Source organism: Allobosea sp. 67-29 (assembly GCF_001898115.1).
Taxonomy (GTDB): Bacteria; Pseudomonadota; Alphaproteobacteria; order Rhizobiales; family Beijerinckiaceae; genus Allobosea.
This window is the reverse complement of the sequence record NZ_MKSQ01000005.1, coordinates 353,658-375,339: the sequence shown is the minus strand read 5'-3', so window position 1 is coordinate 375,339 and position 21,682 is coordinate 353,658. Positions and strand designations below refer to the sequence as shown.

The window sequence follows — 21,682 nt, the reverse complement described above, 5'->3', positions numbered from 1 at the left end:
CTAGAACTCGATGCCTTCCTGCGCCTTCACGCCGGCGGCGAAGTGGTGCTTCACCAGCGTCATCTCGGTGACGAGGTCGGCAGCCTCGATCAGCTCCGGCTTAGCGTTGCGGCCGGTGACGACGACGTGCAGGCCCGGGCGACGGGCGGCCAGCGTCGCCACGACCTCGGCGAGCGGCAGATAGTCGTAGCGCAGCGCGATGTTGAGCTCGTCGAGCACCAAGAGCCTGATCTCCGGATCCGCCATCACCTCCTTCGCCTTGGCGAAGGCACGCTCGGCGGCGGCGATGTCGCGGGCCTTGTCCTGCGTCTCCCAGGTGAAGCCCTCGCCCATGCTGTGCCAGCTCACCTGATCGCCGAAGGCTTCGAGCGCCTTGCGCTCGCCGGTCGACCAGGCACCCTTGATGAACTGCACCACGCCGATGCGCCAGCCATGGCCGAGAGCCCGCAGGATCAGCCCGAAGGCCGCCGTCGACTTGCCCTTGCCAGGGCCGGTATTGACGATCAGAAGCCCCTTCTCCAGCGTCTTCGAAGCGACCTCGGCATCCTGCACCGCCTTGCGCTTCTCCATCTTCGCCTTGTGGCGGGCGGCGTCTTCGGTCTCGGTCATCACTTCACTCGCATCGGCAATCCGGCGACCATGAAGACCACGCTGGCGGCCCGCGCCGCAAGCGCCTGATGCAATCGCCCGGCCTCGTCGCGGAAGCGGCGGGCGAGCGCGTTGTCCGGCACGATGCCGAGCCCGACCTCGTTGCCGACCAGCACGAGCGGCGCCGAGACGCGCTCGCAGGCGGTGACCAGGGCTTCGCAGGCGGCGGCGGTATCCCGCTCGGCGAGGATGAGATTGGTCAGCCAGAGCGTCAGGCAATCGACGAGGATCGGCCGGCCGGCCGGCTGGGCGGCGAGCGCCTCCGCCAGTTCGAGCGGGGCATCGACCGTCTGCCAGCCATCCGGCCGGCGGGCGCGATGCCCGGCGATGCGTTCGCGCATCTCATCGTCATAGGCCTGCGCTGTGGCGATATAGCTCCAAGGGGCCGGCAGCGCCTCGATCAGCGCCTCGGCATGGCGGCTCTTGCCGGAGCGGGCGCCGCCGAGAACGAGGGTGAGATGGGACATTTCGCTCTGCATCGCATGCGCCGTCGGTTTCACGATCGCTCCGCCCGAGGAACGCCCAACGTGCATTGCACAGCGACGCGCCGATGGCTAATGATGTTCCCCGACGGTGCCTCCGCGAGGAGGTGAAAAGGGAACGCGGTGCGAGACCGCGGCTGCCCCCGCAACTGTAAGCGGGTGTCTTTTGCCATCGGCCACTGGAGCCAACGCTCCGGGAAGGCGGCACGAGACATCGGACCCGCGAGCCAGGAGACCTGCCGTCGACCCGCAACGATCCAACCGGCTGCCGGCGGGGCGGCCACGGAGAACGCAAATGAACACCGCTTCGGTTTCCACCTCATCCCTCAGCGTCTCGGAGCGCGTCAAGGCCGTCACCGCGGCCCTGATCGTCGGCATCGCGCTCGTCTATACCACCGGCTTCGCGGCCTCGACCAACGTCCACAACGCCGCGCACGACACCCGTCACGGCCTCGCCTTTCCCTGCCACTGAGGGAAAGCCATCATGGTCACGCGTGTTCTCACGGTCAGCATCCTGGCCGGGCTTCTGGCTGGGCTGATCGTCGCCACCCTCCAGCACCTCACCACCACTCCGCTGATCCTCAAGGCGGAAACCTATGAAAGCGCTCTTGCCGCGCCGATGCCGGCGCATGCCGCCTTCGACGGCGGGGCGCGGATCATCCTCGCCCATGGCGGCCACGATCATGCCGCCGGCGCGGAGCATGACGAATGGAAGCCGCAGGACGGCGCCCAGCGCCTGCTCTTCACCAGCGCCGCGACGATCGGCACCGCGATCGGCTTCGCCGCATTGTTGCTCGCCGGCATGCTCGCCGCCGGCGACACGATCGACCCGCGAACCGCGCTGATCTGGGGCGCCTGCGGCTTCCTCGCCTTCGGGCTGGCGCCGGGCATGGGACTCGCGCCGGAACTGCCCGGCGCGGCTTCCGCCGCACTGCAGGCGCGCCAGCTCTGGTGGCTCGCGACCGCGATCGCCACGGCGATCGGGCTGTTCCTGTTCCTGCGTTACGAGGCGCCCTGGCTCAAGCTGCTGGCAATCGCCGTGATCCTGCTGCCGCATCTCGTCGGGGCGCCGCATGCACCGACACCGGAGAGCAAGGTGCCGGCCGAGCTCGCCGCGCACTTCACCGCGCTGTCGCTCGGCATCCAGGCGGCGCTCTGGCTCGTCACCGCCTTCGCGGTCGGCACGCTCTGGCCTTGGATGAGCCGCCGCGCCGCTGCGCATTGAGGCAGGGGCGCGGCCAAACCGCACCCGGAAAGCAAGCCATGTCCGAGGGCGACCTCACCATCCATGTCTGCACGGCCTGCCGCCGCGCGCGCGCCGATCTCCCGGAAGGCTACGACCAGCCGGGGCTGGCGCTCGCGGAGCGTCTCACCGCGCAGCTCGCAGCGAAGGGCAGCGCGATCCCCGTGCTGCCCGTCGAATGCCTCGCCGTCTGCAAGCGGCCCTGCACCGTCGCCTTCGCGGCCGACGGCAAATGGACCTATCTGATCGGCGATCTCGACACAGAAACCCATCTCGACGAGATCGTCGGCGCGGCGGAGGCCTATGCCGCCAGCGCCAACGGCATCGTTCCCTGGAAAGAGCGGCCGCAGTCCTTCCGCAAGGGCGTGGTCGCGCGCGTGCCGCCTTTGCCGGCGCGCCAGCAAGGATGACATCATGAACGCCCCGCAAACCGCCCATCTGGGCAAAACCCCCTGCACCATCGTCACCGGCTTCCTCGGCGCCGGAAAGACGACGCTGGTGCGCCATCTGCTTGAGAACGCGCAGGGCAAGAAGCTCGCCGTGCTCGTCAACGAATTCGGCGATCTCGGCTTCGACGGCGAGTTCCTCAAGGGCTGCGGCATCGCCGGCTGCAGCGACGAGGACGTGGTCGAGCTGCCGAATGGCTGCATCTGCTGCACCGTCGCCGATGATTTCGTGCCGGCGCTGGAGAAGCTGCTCAACCGGCCGAACCCGCCCGAGCACATCCTGATCGAGACCTCCGGCCTCGCCCTGCCGAAGCCGCTCGTCACGGCCTTCAACTGGCCGGCGATCCGCTCGCGCGTCACCGTCGACGGCGTCATCGCGGTGGTCGACGGCCCGGCCGTCGCCGAGGGCCAGTTCGCCGATGATCCGGAGGCGCTCGCGGCGCAAAAGGCGGGCGACGCATCCGTCGATCACGACAACCCGCTGGAAGAGGTGTTCGAGGACCAGATCCTCTGCGCCGACCTGATCCTGCTCAACAAGAGCGACCTCGTCGACGAGGCCGGCCGCGCCCGGGTCAAGGCCGAGATCGCCGAGCACCTGCCCAAGGCGATCAAGATCGTCGAGACCTCCCATGGCAAGGTCGAGCCGGCGCTGATCGTCGGCCTCGGCGCCGCCGCCGAGAACGATCTCGCCGCCCGCCCCTCGCATCACGGCGAAGGCGAGCACGACCACGATCATGACGATTTCGACTCGGTCGCCGTACCGCTGCCGGCGGGACTCACACCGGAAGAGCTCACGGCGCGCGTCGCCAGGGCGGCCGAGGCCGAGGGTGTGCTGCGCCTCAAGGGCTTCACCGCCGTGCCGGGCAAGCCGATGCGGCTCGTGGTGCAGGGCGTCGGCCGACGCGTCGGGCATCATTTCGACCGGGCCTGGGGCGCGAGCGAAGCGCGCGACGGCCGCCTCACCGTGATCGGCCTCAAGGGCTTCGACCTCAAGGCCGTGGAAGCGGCTCTCGCGGGGGCGTAACATCGGCCGATGCACCTTCTCCCGACCAGCGAGATCAGGCTCGACGACGGCGAAGACGCCGTCGATCTCGCCCTGCCACCGGGAGATGTGCTCGTCCTGTCCTTCACCGACAGCGACCTCTCGGCGCTGGCGGTGGCGGCAGGCAGCAGCAGCCTGTCGGTGCGGCTCGCGCCACTCCGACGCCTGAAACATCCGCTCTCGGTCGATTTCCTGATCGAGAAGACCGCCGCGCATTGCCGCTTCGTGCTGGTGCGCTGCCTCGGCGGGCTCGACTACTGGCGCTACGGCATCGAGCAGCTCGGGGCGGCCTGCCGGGAGCGCGGCCTTCCGCTTGCGATCCTGCCGGGCGACGAGCGCGACGACCCGCGGCTCGGCGAGCATGCGACAGTGGCGGCGGAGTTCGCGAGTGAGTTGCTGGCTTATTTTCAGGCAGGCGGTGGCGCCGAAAACATGCGGCGGTTGCTGGAGCGGATAGACAGCTACCTGGCGCAGAGTGCCGACGTCGCAGAACTGGCGCCGCTCCCGCTGCCATCCCTTTTCGCACTCGGCCCAGAGGGTACGCCCCTGCCCTGGCGCGAGGCGCTTGCCGCGGCGCCCAATGACCAACCGCTTGTTTCAATCCTGCTCTACCGTTCAGGCGTTGCGGCCGGCGACACCGCCATGGGCGAGGCGATTGCCGCTGCGCTGAGCGCACGCGGCCTCGCCCCGCTCCCACTCGCGCTGACCAGCCTGAAGGACCCGGTCGTCACGGCCGAACTCGCCGCGCTGATCGCGACACGTAAGCCGGCCCTGATCGTCACCACCACCGCCTTCTCGGCTCGCGAGGGCGCCGATTTCGTACTCGACAGTGCCGATTGCCCGATCCTGCAGGCAGTACCGGTCGGCAGCCCGCGCGAAGCCTGGGAGGCGTCCCCGCGCGGCCTGTCGGCCACCGATCTCGCCATGCAGGTGGCCCTGCCGGAATTCGACGGGCGCATCGGCGCTATTCCAGTCGCCTTCAAGGCCGAAGAAAACGACCTGGCAACCGGCCTCTCCACTCGGCAGCTCGTGCCCGATATTGACGGCATCACTGCCCTGGCAGATCTGGCGGTCAATTGGATCGCGCTGGCTCGGAAGCCCGCCGCGGAACGGCGGCTGGCGCTGGTGATGTCGGATTACCCCGCGCGCGGCGGGCGGGCCGGTTTCGCCGTCGGGCTCGACACGCCGGCAAGCGTGACGGCGATCCGGGAGCTATTGGCGGAAGCGGGATACGAGGTCGGTGAGGCTCGGCCCGATGGTCAGGCTCTCATGGCTGCCCTGACGACTGGTCCGGTCAGCCTCAGCATTCCGCTCGCTGCCTATCGCAACTGGCTCGATACGATCCCCGCCGCCGCCCGCGAAACGCTTGTCGCCAGCCACGGAGCGCCGGAAGCCGACCCGGCCCACCGTGACGGCGCCTTCCATTTCCGCGCCGTCCGCCACGGCAACCTCACCGTCGCCCTGCAGCCGCCACGCGATGCGAGCCCCAACCGCAAGGCGCGCTATCACGATCCGGACGCCCCGCCGGGGCACGGCTACCTCGCCTTCTATCTCGCGCTGCGCCAGGTGGAGGCCGTCGACGCGCTGATCCATCTCGGCACGCACGGCACGATGGAATGGCTGCCGGGCAAGGCGGTGGCGCTGTCGGCCGGCTGCTGGCCGCGGCTCGCCACCGGCGCGCTGCCGGTGATCTACCCTTATGTCGTCGACGATCCCGGCGAGGCGGCGCCCGCCAAGCGAAGGCTCTCGGCCGTCACGCTCGGGCATCTGCCGCCACCACTGGCCGAGGCGGAAGCGGCCGGCGAAACCGCCCTGCTGCGCGACCTCGTCGAGGAGTTCTCACAGGCGCAGGTGCTCGATCCGCGTCGCGCCGATATCGTTGCGGCCGAGATCCGGGCGCGGGCCGAGGCGAGCGGGCTCGCCGCCTCCTGCGGCGTCGCTGATGATACCGAGATGAACGAGGCCCTGACGCGTCTCGACGCCCATCTCTGCGACATCGCCGAACTGCCCTTCCGCGACGGGCTGCATATCTTCGGACAGTCCGAACTCGACCCGTTCTCCGCCCGCAACGAGCGCCAGAACCTGCTTGCCGCGCTCGATGGCCGCTTCGTCCCGCCCGGTTCGGCCGGTTCGCCGCATCGCGGCCGGCCCGACGTGCTGCCGACCGGACGCAATCTCTCGACGCTCGATCCGCGCGCGATCCCGACGCGGGCCGCCGCCCGGCTCGGCCGCCTGGCGGCGCAGGCGGTGGTGTCGCGCCATCTTCAGGATCATGGCGACTATCCCCGCCGGATCGTGATGGACCTCTGGGCCTCCCCGACCCTGCGTTCCGGCGGAGAGGACATCGCCCATGCGCTGGCGCTGATGGGCGTCGAGCCTCTTTGGGACAGTGCCTCGACCCGCATCACCGGCTTCAGCATCGTCCCGCAGCCGAAGCTCTCCCATCCGCGGCTCGACGTGACGGTGCGCATCTCCGGCACGTTCCGCGACACCTTCCCCGGCCAGATCGCCCTCATCGACCAGGCGGCGCGCGCAGTGGCTGCGCTGGACGAGCCGGACGGCTGGAACGAGCCGGCAGCCGCCCGCCGCCGCGGTGAGCATGGCGCCCGCATCTTCGGAGCCGCGCCCGGCCGCTATGGCGCGGCCATGGCCGATCGCGCTCTCGACGGCGACTGGACGCGACGCGAGGAGCTGGGCGCCGCCTACCTCGCCGCCTCCGACCACGCCTATAGCGGGACCGAAGGCGTTGGCAGCGCCGATGCCGGCTTCACGGATCGCATCCGCGCTTCCGACGCCTTCATCCATGTCAGCGACACGGCCGGGCGCGACATCCTCGAAGCGACCAGCGCTGCCGACGTGATCGGCGGGCTCGCGGCGGCGGCGAAGGCGCTCGGCGCCGATCCGGCACTCTACAGCCTCGATAGTTCGCAGCCGGAGGCACCGAAGGCCCGCACATTGGCGGAGGACATCGCCCGCATCGTCCATGGCCGCCTGACACACCCGCGTTGGATCGCCTCCCAACTTGCTCATGGCTGGCGCGGCGCGGCGGAACTGGCCGAGGCGGTCGATACGCTCTTCGTCTTCGCCGCGAGCACGGATGCCGTCGCGGACGGGCTGTTCGACGCGGTGTTCCAGGCCTATTGCGCCGATCCGCAGGTCTGGGCGGCTCTGGAAGCGGCCAACGCGCCGGCCGCCGCCTCGATCCGCTCGCGGCTGGCCGAAGCGGCGCGGCGCGGTCTCTGGACCAGCCGGCGCAATTCGGTCGGCGCCTTCCTGGCAAGGGAGGCGGCGGAATGAGCGCGCTTCCCAAAGACGCATTGCGGCGAGGCTGGTGCCCGAGCACGCTGAGGCCGATGGAGACCGGCGACGGCTGGCTGGTGCGGCTGCATCCGCCCGGCGCGAGGCTGACGCCTGTGCAGTTGCGGCGGATCGCGACGCTGGCCGCCGAGCACGGCAACGGCCTCATCGAGATCTCGGCCCGCGCCAATCTGCAGATCCGCGGCGTGAGGGCCGAAAGCCATCCGCTGCTGGTCGAGCGCCTGCTGGCGGAGAATCTCGTCGAGGAGCATGCGGGCGACGGGCCGCAGCGCGTGACGCTGGTTTCGCCGCTGGCAGGGTGGAGCCCGACCGCTCGCATCGACGCCGCAGCGCTGGCTGCGCAGATCGAGCCACGCGCCTGTGCCGTATCCGGTTTGCCGGCCAAGCTTAGCGTCGTCCTCGACGATGGCGGCGCGCAGGCGCTGGATGAATTCCCCTGCGACATCCGGCTCGTCGGCGTCGCGGCCGGGCGCGCGGCCTTGTGCCTCGGAGATCGCCTCTGGCGCGGCCCGATTGCCGAGGCGGAAGCCGCTCCAGCGGTCGAAACCGCCCTGCGCCACTTCGCGGCGCTGCGCCGGGCCGCACCCGATTGCCCCCGCCGCCTGCGCGACCTCGCGCCCGAAGCCCTGGCGAGCCTGAGCTCTCTGCCTGAAGCCGCCGCTCCGGCGCCGCGGATGCCGCCCAGGCGCGCAGGGCTGTTCGCAGCGGAAGGCGATCGTTTCGCCGCGGTCATCGGCCTGCCTTTCGGCCGTTGCGACGCAGCGACGCTCGACAGGCTGGGTTCTGCCGAGGACATTGCCGAAATCCGGCTTTCGCCCTGGCGCGGGCTCGCCTTCCGCGATCTCGACCGCGCCGAGGCCGAACACCTGCTGGCACTGGCCGACGATCTCGGGCTGATCACGCGCGACGACGATCCGCGCCTTTCCGTGCAGGCCTGCGCCGGCAGCCCGGCGTGCTCGCGCGCCGAGGCGCCGACCATGACGGATGCGGCCAGGCTTGCCGACGCCGCCGCCGGACTGATCGCGCAAGGCGTGAGGCTGCATGTCTCCGGCTGCATCAAGGCCTGCGCCCATCCCGCTGCGGCCGACCTGACGCTGGTCGGGCGGGACGGGGGCTACGACATCGTTCTGGGCGGCACCACGCGGGACAAGCCGGTCGCGACGCTTGACCTCGCGACGCTGCTCACGCGATTGCAGCCCGGACAGGACATTCACGCCCGGCTGAAGGCCGCGCGTTCGACGGGATCGCGGGATTGAGCAAGGCATACGACTACATCCAGGATGGCGCGGCGATCTACGAGCGCTCCTTCGCCATCATCCGCGCCGAGGCCGATCTCGCCCGTTTCGGCGGTGCGGCCGAGCGCGTCGTGGTGCGCATGATCCATGCCTGCGGCATGACCGACCTGCCCAAGGACGTCGAGATGTCGGCCGATTTCGCGGAAGCCGCACGGGCCGCGCTGCAGGGCGGCGCGCCGATCCTCTGCGACGCAAAAATGGTCGCCAATGGCGTGACGCGCGCGCGCCTGCCGGCTGAGAACGAGGTGATCTGCACGCTGGACGACCCGCAGGTGCCGGCGCTCGCGGCGCAGATGGGCACGACCCGCTCGGCCGCCGCGATGGAATTGTGGAAGCCCCGACTCGCCGGCTCCGTCGTCGTCATCGGCAATGCCCCGACCTCGCTGTTCCGCCTGCTCGAGATGCTCGATGCCGGCGCGCCGAAACCGGCTGCCGTGATCGGCATTCCCGTCGGCTTCGTCGGCGCGGCGGAATCGAAGCAGGCGCTGGCGCAGGACGGGCGCGTGCCCTTCCTCGTCGTGCATGGGCGCCGCGGCGGCTCGGCCATGGCGGCAGCAGCCGTCAACGCGCTGGCGCAGGACAAGGAATAAACCATGAGCGGGACGAACAGGACCCTGCTCTACGGCGTCGGACTCGGGCCGGGCGCGCCGGACCTGATGACGGTCAGGGCACGCGAGATCATCGCCACGGCCGACCGGCTGGTGCATTTCTGCAAGCGCGGCCGGCGCGGCAATGCCCGCAGCACGGCGGACGCGATCATCGCGCCCGATCCGGCCCGCGAGATCGAACTCGGCTTCCCGGTGACGACCGAGGCCAGCGTCGGCGAGCCCGATTACGACGGGCCGATCGCCGCGTTCTACGAAGAGGCCGCCGAGCGGCTGGCCGTGGAGATGCAGGCCGGGCGAACGCTGGCCGTGCTCTGCGACGGGGATCCGTTCTTCTACGGCTCCTTCATGCATCTGTGGCGGCGGCTTGCCCATCGCTTTCCGACCGAGGTCGTACCCGGGGTGACCGGCATGACCGGCGCCTGGGGCGAGGCCGGCGCACCGATCACCTGGGGCGATGACGTGATGACCGTTCTGCCCGGCACGCTGCCGGAAGCCGAGCTCGCGCGACGACTCGCCGATACCGACGCAGCGGTGATCATGAAGCTCGGCCGCAACCTCCCGAAGGTGCGCCGCGCGCTGATCGCCGCCGGGCTGGAAGAGCGGGCGATCTATGTCGAGCGCGCGACGATGGCGCGGCAGCTGGTCGCCCGCCTCGCCGACAAGGCCGATGACGAGGCACCCTATTTCGCCATGGTGCTGGTACCTGGCGAAGGGCGGCGGCTGTGAGCGGCTCGCTCATCGTCGTCGGGCTCGGGCCGGGCACGGCGCAGTGGATCACGCCGGCTGCGCAGGCCGCGCTCGATGCCGCGACCGACATCGTCGGCTATGGCCCCTATGTCGACCGGGTGCCCGAGCGGGTGGGGCTGACGAAGCACGCCTCCGACAACCGCGTCGAGGTCGAGCGGGCCGCCCATGCGCTGCATCTGGCAGCAGATGGCCGCCGGGTCGCGGTCGTGTCGGGTGGAGACCCCGGCGTCTTCGCCATGGCCGCAGCGGTGTTCGAGGCGCTGGAAGCCGGACCGCGGGAATGGCTGAACATCCCGATCACCGTCGAGCCCGGCATCACCGCCATGCTCGCGGCGGCGGCACGGGCCGGCGCCCCGCTCGGCGGGGATTTCTGCGCGATCTCGCTCTCGGACAACCTGAAGCCCTGGGAGGTCGTGACCACGCGGCTCCGGGCCGTGCTCGCGGCCGATCTGGTGATCTGCCTCTACAACCCGATCTCGAAGGCGCGGCCCTGGCAGCTCGGCAAGGCATTGGAATTGGCGGCCGAACAGCGTTCACCCGAGACGCCGGTGCTCTTCGCCCGCGCGGTCGGCCGGCCGGACGAAAGCCTGCGCATCCTGACGCTGGCAGAAGCTGTGACGGCCGCGAGCACGGCCGACATGGCGACGCTGGTCATGATCGGGGCATCGAGCACGCGCCTGATCGCGCGCGAGGGCCGGCCGCCTTACGTCTACACGCCGCGTTCGGTGGCGAAGATGCCCTGCGCCACCAGCCAGGGCAGGACCTGATCGATATGATCGACGGTCTCGACAGCGGGCTTGGGCGGGCGCTCCACCATCACCACCGGCAGCGAGAGCCGGCGCGCCGCCGTCAGCTTGCCGACCGTCGCCGGCCCGCCCGAATTCTTGCTGACCAGGATCTCGACCCCCTCCCGGCGCATCAGGTCCTCCTCGTCGTCGGCGTCGAAGGGGCCGCGCTGCTGGATGACGTCGACATGCGGCACCGGCAGGCGGTCGCCGATCGGCTCGATGGCGCGCACCAGATAGCGATGCTGCGGCGCGTCGGCGAAGGCCGGCAGTTCGAGCCGGCCGACGGTCAGGAAGACACGGCGAGGCTCGTCCCCCAGCGCCCGCACGGCGCCCGCGATATCGGGCACGGACTTCCAGCGATCGCCGGCGCGCGGCTTCCAGGAGTCGCGGCGGATGGCGAGCAGCGGCACGCCTTCGGCCTTGCAGGCATGCTCGGCGTTGAAGGGCATCACGGCGGCGAAAGGATGCGTCGCATCGACGACGGCGACGATGCCCTCCTCGACCAGATAGCGCCTGAGACCCTCGACGCCGCCGAAGCCGCCGATCCGCACCGGCAGGTTCGTCGGGCGGGGATCGACGGTGTGGCCCGCCAGCGAGATAATGGCGCGAATGTCCGGTGCCTGCTCAGCGAGAAGCTGGTCAAGCGCAGCAGCTTCGCTCGTTCCGCCAAGGATGAGGACGGTCATGACGACAATGTTACGTGAATCGGATGCGCTGTCGAGCCGGCAAGATGCGCCCTGGCTCACGCTGGTCGGCCTCGGCGAGGACGGCGCGACGGGCCTGTGCCGCGAGGCGCTGGTCGCGCTCGAGCAGGCTGAGATCGTCTTCGGCGGCGAGCGGCATATCGCGCTGGTCGGCTCCGTGCCGGGCGAGTTGCGTCCCTGGCCGCAGCCCTTCCGCAACGCCCTGCCGCAGATCCTCCGGGAGCGCGGCCGCAAGGTCTGCGTGCTCGCGACCAGCGACCCATTCCATTACGGCATCGGTAACAGCCTGAGCCGGGCGATCCCGTCCGCGGAGATGCGGATCATCCCGCAGCTCTCCTCCTTCTCGATGGCCTGCACCCGGATGCGCTGGCCACAGGAGGACTGCGCGCTGGTCTCGCTGCATGGCCGCACGCTCTATCGCATCGTGCCGCATCTCCAGCCGGAAGCGCGCATCCTTGCCCTCTCCTGGGACGAGACGACGCCGCGCGCCGTCGCCGAGCTGATGACGGCACGCGGCATGGGTGCCAGCCGGATCGTGGTGATGGAATCGCTCGGTGGGCCGCAGGAACGCATCCGCGAGACTCGCGCCGACGCCTTCGCCCTCGACGACATCGTCCCGCTCAACCTGATCGCCGTGGAGGTCGCCGCCACCCACGACTCGCGCGTCCTGCCGCTGGCGCCGGGACTCGACGAGGAATGGTTCGCCCATGACGGGCAGATCACCAAATCCGAAATCCGCGCCATCACGCTCTCGGCTCTGGCCCCGCGCGCCGGCGAATTGCTCTGGGATGTCGGGGCGGGCTCCGGTTCCATCGCCGTCGAATGGTGCCAGCGCCACCTCCGCAACCGGGCCGTCGCCTTCGAGGCGCGCGCCGACCGGGCCGAGCGCATCGCCTGCAACACGCTGGAACTCGGCGGGCTGGCGATCGAGGTGCAGGGTGCAGCGCCGGCCGGCTTCGCGGGATGCGAGGCGCCCGATGCCGTCTTCATCGGCGGCGGACTGACGGAGGACGGCCTGTTCGAGGCCGCCTGGACGGCGCTGAAGCCGGGCGGGCGGCTCGTCGCCAATGTCGTCACCATTGAGGGCGAGGCCAGGCTCGCGGCGCTGCACGCCGCGCATGGCGGCTCGCTGCGCCGGATCTCGATCGACCGCCTCGCACCCGTCGGCGGCAAGCATGGCTGGCGCCCGGCCATGCCGGTGACGCAGTGGCGGGTCGAGAAGCCTTGAGCACCGGCCGCCTCGTCGCCGGCATCGGCATCAGGCCCGGCACCGAAGCCGCCGACATCCTCGCCTGCCTCGACGAGGCGCTGGCAATCGCGGGGCTCGCCGGCGCGGCCACGCCACGCTTCGCCACGCTGGCGAGCCGCGCCGCGGAGGCCGGCATGGTCGCGGCGGCGGCGGCCCGTTCGGCAGAGCTCGTCGCGGTACCGGACGAGGCGCTGAAGGGTTTCGAAGCCGCCTGCGCGACCCGTTCGACCCGGATCGCCGCGCTCTACGGCGTCGGCTCGGTGGCGGAAGCCGCAGCGCTCGCGGCGGCGGGTCCCGGCGGCGAGCTGGTGCAGCCGCGGATCGCGACGGGGCGCGTCACCTGCGCGCTGGCCAGGACAACAACGTGACACAGCGCTGCGCATGACCATCCATTTCATCGGCGCCGGCCCGGGCGCACCCGATCTCATCACCCTGCGCGGGCGCGATCTCATCGCAGCCGCGCCCGTCTGCCTCTATGCCGGCTCGCTGATCCCGCAGGCGATGCTGGGCTGGTGCCCGCCCGGCGCCCGCATCGTCGACACGGCCCCGCTCGCGCTCGATGCCATCGTCGCCGAGATGGAAGCGGCGCACCGCGCCGGACTGGATGTGGCACGGCTGCATTCTGGCGATCTCTCGATCTGGAGCGCCTGCGGCGAACAGATGCGCCGGCTCGACGCGCTCGGCATCCCCTATACGGTGACACCGGGCGTGCCGGCCTTCGCCGCCGCCGCCGCCGCGCTGAAGCGCGAGCTGACATTGCCGGGCGTGGCGCAATCGCTGGTCCTGACGCGGACCTCCGGCCGCGCCTCCGCGATGCCGGAGATGGAGACGCTCGCAACCTTCGCCGCCTCCGGCGCGACGCTCGCCATCCATCTCTCGATCCATGTGATCGAGCAGGTCGTGGCGGAGCTGACGCCTTTCTACGGCGCGGGTTGCCCGGTCGCCGTGGTGTTCCGGGCGAGCTGGCCCGACGAAACCATTCTGCGCGGGAGCCTGACCGGCATCGCCGAACAGGTCCGGGCGAGCGCGCTGGAACGCACGGCGCTGATCCTGGTCGGGCCGGCACTGGCGGCCGAGGATTTCGGCGAGAGCGCGCTCTATTCGCTCGACTACGACCGCCGCTTCCGGCCGCGGGGCGGAGCATGAGCGGACGCGGACTTCTCATCGCAGCGCCGCGTTCGGGTTCCGGCAAGACGACGATCGCGCTCGGATTGCAGCGTGCGCTGGTCAGGCGCGGCCTGACAGTGCGCGGGCTGAAATGCGGGCCCGACTATATCGACCCAGCCTTCCATGCCGCCGCAACCGGGGCACCGAGCGCCAATCTCGACAGCTACGCGATGACGGACGGGCTGCTCGGGCGGATCGCCGGCGAGGCCGCGCGCGCTGCCGACATCGTCATCGCCGAAGGCTCGATGGGGCTGTTCGACGCCGTGCCGGGGCCGGACAGGCATACCGGCGCCAGCGCCGACATCGCCGCGCTGACGGGCTGGCCGGTGATCCTCGTGATCGACGTCTCGGGGGCCGCACAATCGGCAGCGGCCGTCGCGCTCGGCTGCAAGGCCTACGACCCGCGCATCCGCATCGCCGGCGTAATCCTCAACAAGGTCGCGAGCGCGCGCCACGAGCGGCTCGTGCGGCAGGGCATGGATCGCATCGGCCTCACCGTCCTCGGCGCGCTGCCGCGCGAGGCGGGCCTGATCCTGCCCGAGCGCCATCTCGGGCTCGTGCAGGCCGGGGAGACGGCCGACCTGCATGCGAGGCTCGATGCGCTGGCAGAGGCCGTCGCGGCGGCCGTCGATCTCGATGCGGTGATTGCAGCCACCGGCGCAACGACGCTGCCGGCCAACATCGGCCGCGACACCCCGCCGCTTCCGGCCCCTGGCCGGCGGATCGCGATCGCGCGCGACGCCGCCTTCTCCTTCGTCTATCCGCATGTCGAGTCCGGCTGGCGCTCGGCGGGCGCCGTGCTGGTGCCGTTCTCGCCGCTCGCCGACGAGGCCCCGCCGGAGGATTGCGACGCCTGCTGGCTGCCGGGTGGCTATCCCGAGCTGCATGCGGGCACGATCGCGGCCGCCGGCTGCTTCCTCGACGGCTTGCGCCGCTTCGCCCAGTCCCGGCCGGTCCATGGCGAGTGCGGCGGCTACATGGTGCTCGGGCGGACTCTCACCGATGCGGACGGCCTGGCCCATGCCATGGCGGGGCTGCTCTCGGTCGAGACCTCCTTCGCCAAGCGCAAGATGAATCTCGGCTATCGCCGCGCGGTGCTGGAGGCGGACGGCCCGCTCGGAGCCGCCGGCACCGTGCTGACCGGCCATGAATTCCATTACGCAAGCGTCGTCGCGCAAGGTGAGGACCCGCCCTTCGCCGTTGTCAGCGATCCGCACGGCTCGCCTCCGGCGGCGGCAGGAAGCCGGCGCGGCCGGGTGACGGGCTCGTTCTTCCACGCCATCGCCGTGGCGGAACCGCGGTGAGCGCGCCGCCGGTCTTCGACGCAGGCTTCGCCGGGCAATTCGCCGAACTGCTGCGCTGGCGGCGCGATGTCCGGCGCTTCCGGCGCGATCCGGTCCCGGCCGGGCTGGTCGAGGCGCTGCTGGCCCAGATGCAGCTTTCGCCCTCGGTCGGGCACTCGCAGCCCTGGCGCTGGCTTGCGGTCGAGGCGCCGGAACAGCGCAGGGCGGTGCAGGACAGCTTCCGTCGCTGCCATGCCGATGCCCTCGCCTCCTATGCCGGCGAGCGGGCCGCGCTGTATGCGCGCCTGAAGCTCGAAGGCTTGCGGGAGGCGCCGGTGCAATTCGCCGTATTCTGCGACCAGGCCACGGAGCGCGGGCACGGGCTCGGCCGGCGGACGATGCCGGAGATGCTGGACTACTCGGTCGTTGCGGCGATCACGCAGTTCTGGCTGGCGGCGCGCGTGCACGGGCTCGGCGTCGGCTGGGTCTCGATCCTCGACCCCGGCGCGGTCGCCGCGGCGCTCGGCCCGCCGCCGGACTGGAAGCTGATCGCCTATCTCTGCATCGGCTGGCCGGAGGAGGACAACGACGTGCCCGAATTGGTCAGGGCCGGCTGGGAGCGCGATTGAGCGTCAAGCTGCGCTGGCGGAGATGAACACGACCTATCAGTCGGTTGCGATCCGGCTCTGCGCCGAAGCGTATCGGCGCAACGGCAGAAACGAAGAAGGCCGGCCCGACGGCCGGCCTTCCGGATCATATGAACGGATAACGATCCGTCAGCGACGGAAGCCCCCGCCGATCGCGCCACCGAACACGCCGCCGACGATGCCGCCAAAAATCGCTGCACCGGTGCTGTCGCCGGAATCGCCGCCGCGCGTCCGGACACGGCCCTGATAGCCGCTGCTGGTGGTGCCGCGGCGGGCGGGGGATCCCTCATAGGCGACACCGCGTTCGCGCGCGACATCGCGCTGGTACATCTCGTCGCCCTCATAGGTGACCTTGCGGGTGGCGGAGCCCTTGCGCTCGACCGTCCTGGTCTTCTTCTCCGCCGCGGCCTTGGCCTCATCGGCGAGCAGCCGCTGATAGGCCGGCTCGCTCTGCTCCCGCAGCGCGGTCGCCTGCAAGGCGGTGAGGAATCCGGTCTCGGGAATGCCGCGCGACTTCTGCCAGGATTGGATGGCCTGGCGCTGGCTCGGCCCGAACTTGGCGGCGAGCTTGCCGGGCTGGAAGCCGCTGGCGCGAAGGCGGGTCTGAAGCTCGCGGCGCCCCTTGGCGTCGAGCTTCATCGCGGTCTCGGTCTGCGCCGTTCCGGTCTCCTTCTTCAACGCCTCGTCGGTGACGCCGGGAGCGGCGGCGGCGGCGGCGCTGGCCGCATTGGCCGGCGGAGCCGCCGATTCGAGGCTCGCCAGCCGATTGCGCGCGAAGGTCGCGAACTGGCCGGAAGGAAAAGCGTCGAGATAGGCGCGGTAGTCGGCCGGCGAATTGCCGCGCTCGGCCGCCTCCCAGGTCTTGACGTCGATCTGGCTGCGATCGAAGACCGGCGCCGCCGGCATCGAGGGCGTCGGGACCGCCGCGTTGATCGCCTTGGCGGCGTCGGTGCTGGCATCGGTCGGATCGGCGGAGGCGAGCTTCAGCGTCGGGTTGAGCTTGAATTCGCCGATGATCGAGGAATTGGTCCAGGGCTTCTGCTTCTTGCCGGTCGCTTCCCATACATCGGCGCGAACGCGGTCCATCACCGTGGTGATCGACACCTCGGGCGTCTCGATATGCTTCAGCAGCGCGTCGGTGAAGGGGCTGTGGCCGTCCCGCTCGCCGTCGAGCGCCGTCGCGCGGGGATCGGTGGCAAAGGCGATCAGGATGCCGGAGGCGGACTGGGTCTCGATCGGCTGCAGGCCGCGGGTGACCGAGCGCGAGCGGGCAGCGAGCTGGCTGGCGAAGGGATTGTCGCGGCAGGCGTCGAGGATGACGATGTTGACCCGCTCGTCGCGCTGCATCTGGCGCAGGATGAGCTGCACATTGACGGCGCGGAAATCGAGATCGGCCTCGGACCGCAGGGTCGCGTCGACGGGGATGAGATAGTTCTCGTCGCCGACGGCGATGCCATGCCCGGCATAGTAGACCAGGCCCGCCTTGGCGCCGTCGAGCTTCTGGGCGAACTGGCGCACCAGATTGGTCATGTCGTCCATCTTGAGGTCGTAGCCTTCGACGACATCGAAACCGAGGCGCTTGAGCGCCGCCGACATGCCTCGGGCGTCCCGCATCGGATTGGCCAGGGGCGGCACCGCCGTATAGGCGCTGTTGCCGATGACGAGCGCCACGCGGCGCTCGGGAACGGCAGCCTGGGCGGGCGAACCGAGCGCAACAGCACAGAGCACCAGCGCAAAGGCCGCAGCCATTCGAGCACGGAACGCCGAAATCCGAGTTGCGAAGCTCACCACAACCTCCCCTGCTCAATCAAGTCGCGGAACGCGGCGGGTGGCGGCCGTTCGCGCGACAGGCACGACTAAAATATCAAAATAGCGGTGGTCGAAGACTGCCGCATTTCTACCGCAATCGCTTCCACCGGTAAACCGACTTTCCCTTGGTCGCAGCGCCCCGCCAACGGGTTCAAAGGATGGCCAGCGCGGCACCGGAAAGCGGCGCGCAGGTTGCGCGCGCGGGTGCGCGCCGCGCATCCTCCATTCGCATGAGAGCGGCCCTCTACGACAAAGGGATGAGAAGGGCCTTCGAACCGCCTTCGGGCCGCCGGGGAGCGTTGACTTATGCCGCGAGCGCGGTGCAGCATGACATGCAAGGGGAAACGATAAATCAAGAAAGACCGGGCTGATGAAGGCTTGTAACCGGCATGCCTGAAGACATTATTTTGTCGACTTCAGGTTTGACCAAGGAATTCGCCGGCTTCACCGCCGTCAACGGCGTAGACCTCAAGGTGAAGCGCGGCTCGATCCATGCGCTGATCGGGCCGAACGGGGCCGGCAAGACGACCTGCTTCAATCTGCTGACGAAATTCCTGCCGCCGACGCGAGGAACGATCATCTACAACGGACGCGACATCACCGGCGAGAAGCCGGCCGAGATCGCCAGGCTCGGCATGGTCCGCTCGTTCCAGATCTCTGCGGTGTTTCCCCAGCTCTCGGTGCTGACCAATGTCCGCATCGCGCTGCAGCGGCGCAAGCGCGGCGATTCCTTCGACTTCTGGCGCTCGGAACGCAGCCTGAAAGTTCTCGACGCCGAGGCAAGGCATCTGGTCGAGGCCGTCGGGCTGACGCCGTTCCTCGATCTGACCGCGGGCGAACTCTCCTATGGCCGCAAACGGGCGCTGGAGATCGCGACGACGCTGGCGCTCGAACCCGAGATGCTGCTGCTCGACGAGCCGATGGCCGGGATGGGGCGCGAGGATATCGAGCGCATCGAGGCGCTGATCCGCAAGGTCTCGGCTGATCGCACCATCCTGATGGTCGAGCACAATCTCTCGGTCGTCGCCTCGCTGTGCGACCGCATCACCGTCCTGGCCCGCGGCCAGGTTCTGGCCGAAGGCGACTACGCCACCGTCTCCAAGGATCCGCGCGTGGTCGAGGCCTATATCGGCTCGGGAGGCGGCCATGGCCATCACTGAAGCCGCGACGGCCCCGGCGGCCGCGGCAGGCAGCGCGCCGCTGTTGAAGGTGCGCGGGCTCGAGGCCTGGTACGGGGAATCCCATGTCCTGCACGGCATCGATTTCGACGTCGCCCCCGGCGAGGTGGTGACGCTGCTCGGGCGCAACGGCGCCGGCAAGACCACGACGCTGAAGTCGATCATGGGCGTGATCGGCAAGCGCAAGGGCTCGGTCGTGATGGAGGGCGCGGAAACGATCGGCCTGCCCTCGCGCGCCATCGCCCGGCTCGGCATCGGCTTCGTGCCGGAGGAGCGCGGCATCTATTCCTCGCTCTCGGTCGAGGAGAACCTGATGCTGCCGCCGCAGGTGCGCCCCGGCGGGCTCTCGCTGGAGCGCATCTTCACGCTGTTCCCCAACATCAAGGAACGGCTGAGAAGCCAGGGCACCAAGCTCTCCGGCGGCGAGCAGCAGATGCTGGCGATCGGGCGCATCCTGCGCACCGGCGCGCATCTGCTCCTGCTCGACGAGCCCACCGAGGGCCTCGCCCCGGTCATCATCGAGCAGATCGGCCGCACCATCGCGGAGCTGAAGCAGGAAGGCTTCACCATCATCCTGGTCGAGCAGAACTTCCGCTTCGCCCAGACCGTCGCGGACCGGCACTACGTCGTCGAGCAAGGCAAGGTCATCGACATGATCCCCAATCCCGAGCTCGACGCCAACATCGACAAGCTCCACCGCTATCTCGGGGTCTGACCCGCTCACCCCCGCAACAGAAAACGCCGGGAAACGCCGGCATCCACAGCAGGGAGAACCAAGATGAAGCTCACGACGTTCCTCGCGACGAGCGCACTCGCCGCCATGCTGGCGAGCCCGGCCTTCGCGCAACAGATCTCGATCAAGGCCGGCGTGCTCAACGACCGCTCCGGCCTCTACGCGGACCTCTCCGGAGAAGGCTCGGTCATCGCCGCGCGGATGGCGGTCGAGGACTTCAAGGCGGCCGACAAGGGCATCAAGGTCGAGATCGTCTCGGCCGACCACCAGAACAAGCCGGATGTCGGCTCGACCATCGCCCGGCAGTGGTACGACCAGGACGGCGTCGACCTCATCCTCGACGTGCCGACCTCCTCGGTGGCGCTGGCCGTGAGCCAGATCACCAAGGAAAAGAACAAGATCATGATCAACTCCGGGGCGGGCACCTCCGATCTGACCGGAAAGGCCTGCACCCCGAACACGATCCACTGGACCTACGACACCTACGCGCTGGCGCAGGGCACCGGCGGCGCCATGGTCAAGGCCGGCGGCGACACCTGGTTCTTCCTCACCGCCGACTACGCCTTCGGCCATGCGCTGGAGCGCGACGCCACCGCGGTCATCACCAAGGCGGGCGGCAAGGTTCTGGGCTCGGTGAAGACGCCCTTCCCGGGCACCGATTTCTCCTCCTTCCTGCTGCAGGCGCAGGCCTCGAAGGCCAAGGTCATCGGCCTTGCCAATGCCGGCGGCGATACCATCAACTCGATCAAGCAGGCAGGCGAGTTCGGCATCACCCAGGGCGGGCAGAAGCTCGCCGGCCTCCTCACCTTCATTACCGACGTGCACGCGCTCGGCCTGCAGGCGGCGCAGGGCCTCGTGCTGACCGAGGCGTTCTACTGGGACAAGAACGAGCAGACCCGCGCCTGGTCGCAGCGCTTCGCCAAGCTCAACGGCGGCAAGATGCCGAGCATGGTCCAGGCGGGCGTCTATGCCGGGCTGCTGCACTATCTCAAGGCGGTCGAGGCGACCAAGAGCAAGGACACGGCGACGGTCGTGGCGAAGATGAAGGAGATGCCGACGGACGACGCGCTCTTCGGCAAGGGCTCGATCGAGGTCAACGGCCGCGTGCTGCACGACATGTATCTCTACGAGGTCAAGAAGCCGTCGGAATCGAAGGGCCCGTGGGACTACTACAAGCTGATCTCGACCCTGCCCGGCAAGGACGCCTTCCAGCCGCTCGCCGAGAGTGGTTGCGCGCTCGTCAAGAAGTGACCGGCCGGGGCCCGGCCAGGCCGGGCCCCCGACTCCGGCCCCGGTCCGGACCAGCCGCCGCGGCGATCGACGCTGCGTCGGCGCCCGGCGGCACAGCCGGCACCGCAAACCCCGACGTCGAGACGATCTGAGCCACGCATGTTCGAGCTACTCGGAATCCCGCCCCAGGCGCTGTTCGGCCAGGTCCTTCTCGGCCTGATCAACGGCTCGTTCTACGCGATCCTGTCGCTGGGCCTCGCCGTGATCTTCGGGCTGCTCAACATCATCAACTTCACCCATGGCGCCCAGTACATGATGGGCGCCTTCGTCGCCTGGATGGCGCTGAACTATCTCGGGCTGAACTACTGGGTCGCGCTGGTGCTGGCGCCGATCGTGGTCGGCGCCATCGGCATCGCGATCGAGCGGCTCCTGCTGAAGCGCATCGCCCATCTCGACCATCTCTACGGGCTGCTCCTGACCTTCGGCCTGGCGCTGATCATCCAGGGCCTGTTCCGCAACCAGTACGGCTCGTCGGGCCTGCCCTACGGCATCCCGCCGCAGCTCGCCGGCGGCCAGAACCTCGGCTTCATGTTCCTGCCGAACTATCGGGGCTGGGTGATCGTCGCCTCCGTCGTGGTCTGCCTCGCGACCTGGTTCCTGATCGAGAAGACCAAGCTCGGCGCCTATCTGCGCGCGGCGACCGAGAACCCGACGCTGACCCAGGCCTTCGGCATCAACGTGCCGCTGCTGGTGACGCTGACCTACGGCTTCGGCGTGGCGCTCGCCGCCTTCGCCGGGGTGCTCGCCGCACCGGTCTACTCGGTCAATCCCAACATGGGCGGCGACCTGATCATCGTCGTCTTCGCCGTGGTGGTGATCGGCGGCATGGGCTCGATCATGGGCGCCATCGTCACCGGCTTCGGGCTCGGCCTGGTCGAGGGCCTGACCAAGGTCTTCTACCCGGAGGCCTCCTCGACCGTGATCTTCGTCATCATGGTGCTGGTCCTGCTGGTGAAGCCCGCCGGCCTGTTCGGCCGCCCGGCCTGACGCGAGAAGGACAAGGAC

Annotated in this window: 22 protein-coding genes and 1 riboswitch; of the genes, 18 read left to right on the top strand and 4 right to left on the bottom strand. The window is 69.7% G+C overall.

The genetic code is table 11. The annotated features are described in order from the left end of the window. Both cobO and cobU read right to left on the bottom strand, forming a co-directional pair. Positions 1–609 carry a cob(I)yrinic acid a,c-diamide adenosyltransferase gene (cobO, locus tag BGO20_RS02375; protein WP_291663133.1) on the bottom strand — a complete coding sequence of 203 codons (609 nt, stop codon included), beginning with the start codon at positions 607–609 and terminating at the stop codon, positions 1–3. Then, positions 609–1,115, bottom strand: a complete 507-nt coding sequence (gene cobU / locus BGO20_RS02370; protein ID WP_291663132.1) for a bifunctional adenosylcobinamide kinase/adenosylcobinamide-phosphate guanylyltransferase — start codon at positions 1,113–1,115, stop codon at positions 609–611. The genes cobO and cobU overlap by 1 nt, the downstream gene beginning before the upstream one ends. Positions 1,116–1,202: 87 nt before the next feature. After that, positions 1,203–1,388, top strand: a riboswitch (cobalamin riboswitch). 37 nt (positions 1,389–1,425) lie between these two features. On the opposite strand from cobU, the gene BGO20_RS02365 reads away from it, so the two are divergent. Genes BGO20_RS02365 through cobJ form a run of 9 tightly spaced genes read left to right on the top strand, consistent with a single transcriptional unit; the run spans position 1,426 to position 10,596 of the window. Further along, positions 1,426–1,602 carry a CbtB domain-containing protein gene (locus BGO20_RS02365; RefSeq protein WP_291663131.1) on the top strand — a complete coding sequence of 59 codons (177 nt, stop codon included), beginning with the start codon at positions 1,426–1,428 and terminating at the stop codon, positions 1,600–1,602. Between the two features lie 12 nt (positions 1,603–1,614). Continuing rightward, positions 1,615–2,355: a CbtA family protein gene (locus BGO20_RS02360; RefSeq protein WP_291663130.1), complete on the top strand. Its 741-nt coding sequence runs from the start codon at positions 1,615–1,617 to the stop codon at positions 2,353–2,355. A 38-nt stretch (positions 2,356–2,393) separates the two neighbouring features. Continuing rightward, positions 2,394–2,783: a DUF1636 domain-containing protein gene (locus BGO20_RS02355; RefSeq protein WP_291663129.1), complete on the top strand. Its 390-nt coding sequence runs from the start codon at positions 2,394–2,396 to the stop codon at positions 2,781–2,783. Positions 2,784–2,787: 4 nt separating this feature from the next. Then, positions 2,788–3,843, top strand: coding sequence for a cobalamin biosynthesis protein CobW (cobW, locus tag BGO20_RS02350; RefSeq protein ID WP_291663128.1), 1,056 nt, complete (start codon positions 2,788–2,790; stop codon positions 3,841–3,843). Positions 3,844–3,852: 9 nt separating this feature from the next. Then, positions 3,853–7,158, top strand: coding sequence for a cobaltochelatase subunit CobN (gene cobN / locus BGO20_RS02345; RefSeq protein ID WP_291663127.1), 3,306 nt, complete (start codon positions 3,853–3,855; stop codon positions 7,156–7,158). Further along, a complete protein-coding gene (gene cobG / locus BGO20_RS02340; RefSeq protein WP_291663126.1) occupies positions 7,155–8,435 on the top strand; it encodes a precorrin-3B synthase in 1,281 nt (426 codons plus the stop codon). Before cobN ends, cobG begins: the two co-directional genes overlap by 4 nt. Next, on the top strand, positions 8,432–9,064 hold the full coding sequence (locus BGO20_RS02335; RefSeq protein WP_291663125.1) for a precorrin-8X methylmutase: 633 nt from the start codon (positions 8,432–8,434) through the stop codon (positions 9,062–9,064). The genes cobG and BGO20_RS02335 overlap by 4 nt, the downstream gene beginning before the upstream one ends. A 3-nt stretch (positions 9,065–9,067) precedes the next feature. Further along, a complete protein-coding gene (locus BGO20_RS02330; RefSeq protein ID WP_291663124.1) occupies positions 9,068–9,808 on the top strand; it encodes a precorrin-2 C(20)-methyltransferase in 741 nt (246 codons plus the stop codon). After that, on the top strand, positions 9,805–10,596 hold the full coding sequence (gene cobJ / locus BGO20_RS02325) for a precorrin-3B C(17)-methyltransferase (RefSeq protein WP_291663123.1): 792 nt from the start codon (positions 9,805–9,807) through the stop codon (positions 10,594–10,596). Before BGO20_RS02330 ends, cobJ begins: the two co-directional genes overlap by 4 nt. Here the strand turns inward: cobJ and BGO20_RS02320 are convergent. Next, positions 10,539–11,303 (bottom strand): cobalt-precorrin-6A reductase, encoded by a 765-nt coding sequence (locus tag BGO20_RS02320; RefSeq protein ID WP_291663122.1) that lies wholly within the window; start codon positions 11,301–11,303, stop codon positions 10,539–10,541. The two genes, cobJ and BGO20_RS02320, sit on opposite strands and share 58 nt — an antisense overlap. On the opposite strand from BGO20_RS02320, the gene cbiE reads away from it, so the two are divergent. Genes cbiE through bluB form a run of 5 tightly spaced genes read left to right on the top strand, consistent with a single transcriptional unit; the run spans position 11,302 to position 15,649 of the window. After that, positions 11,302–12,549 carry a precorrin-6y C5,15-methyltransferase (decarboxylating) subunit CbiE gene (gene cbiE, locus BGO20_RS02315; protein WP_291663121.1) on the top strand — a complete coding sequence of 416 codons (1,248 nt, stop codon included), beginning with the start codon at positions 11,302–11,304 and terminating at the stop codon, positions 12,547–12,549. The genes BGO20_RS02320 and cbiE overlap by 2 nt on opposite strands. Beyond that, positions 12,546–12,938, top strand: a complete 393-nt coding sequence (locus BGO20_RS02310; protein WP_291663120.1) for a cobalamin biosynthesis protein — start codon at positions 12,546–12,548, stop codon at positions 12,936–12,938. Before cbiE ends, BGO20_RS02310 begins: the two co-directional genes overlap by 4 nt. 13 nt (positions 12,939–12,951) lie before the next feature. Beyond that, complete coding sequence (gene cobM / locus BGO20_RS02305) at positions 12,952–13,716, top strand: precorrin-4 C(11)-methyltransferase (RefSeq protein WP_291663119.1); 765 nt, start codon at positions 12,952–12,954, stop codon at positions 13,714–13,716. Next, positions 13,713–15,041, top strand: coding sequence for a cobyrinate a,c-diamide synthase (locus BGO20_RS02300; RefSeq protein WP_291663118.1), 1,329 nt, complete (start codon positions 13,713–13,715; stop codon positions 15,039–15,041). The genes cobM and BGO20_RS02300 overlap by 4 nt, the downstream gene beginning before the upstream one ends. Beyond that, positions 15,038–15,649, top strand: coding sequence for a 5,6-dimethylbenzimidazole synthase (gene bluB / locus BGO20_RS02295; protein ID WP_291663117.1), 612 nt, complete (start codon positions 15,038–15,040; stop codon positions 15,647–15,649). The genes BGO20_RS02300 and bluB overlap by 4 nt, the downstream gene beginning before the upstream one ends. 147 nt (positions 15,650–15,796) lie before the next feature. Here bluB and BGO20_RS02290 read toward each other — a convergent pair whose 3' ends face one another. Then, on the bottom strand, positions 15,797–17,455 hold the full coding sequence (locus tag BGO20_RS02290) for a caspase family protein (protein ID WP_291663116.1): 1,659 nt from the start codon (positions 17,453–17,455) through the stop codon (positions 15,797–15,799). 410 nt (positions 17,456–17,865) lie between these two features. On the opposite strand from BGO20_RS02290, the gene BGO20_RS02285 reads away from it, so the two are divergent. From BGO20_RS02285 to BGO20_RS02270, 4 genes are all read left to right on the top strand, one after another. Next, positions 17,866–18,636, top strand: coding sequence for an ABC transporter ATP-binding protein (locus BGO20_RS02285; protein ID WP_291663115.1), 771 nt, complete (start codon positions 17,866–17,868; stop codon positions 18,634–18,636). After that, positions 18,623–19,369 carry an ABC transporter ATP-binding protein gene (locus BGO20_RS02280; protein ID WP_291663114.1) on the top strand — a complete coding sequence of 249 codons (747 nt, stop codon included), beginning with the start codon at positions 18,623–18,625 and terminating at the stop codon, positions 19,367–19,369. The genes BGO20_RS02285 and BGO20_RS02280 overlap by 14 nt, the downstream gene beginning before the upstream one ends. 63 nt (positions 19,370–19,432) lie before the next feature. Next, the gene (locus BGO20_RS02275; protein ID WP_291663113.1) at positions 19,433–20,638 is read left to right on the top strand and encodes an ABC transporter substrate-binding protein; all 1,206 of its coding nucleotides are present in this window, start codon (positions 19,433–19,435) and stop codon (positions 20,636–20,638) included. Positions 20,639–20,776: 138 nt separating this feature from the next. Beyond that, complete coding sequence (locus tag BGO20_RS02270) at positions 20,777–21,664, top strand: branched-chain amino acid ABC transporter permease (protein ID WP_291663112.1); 888 nt, start codon at positions 20,777–20,779, stop codon at positions 21,662–21,664. The last annotated feature ends 18 nt before the right edge of the window (positions 21,665–21,682 follow it).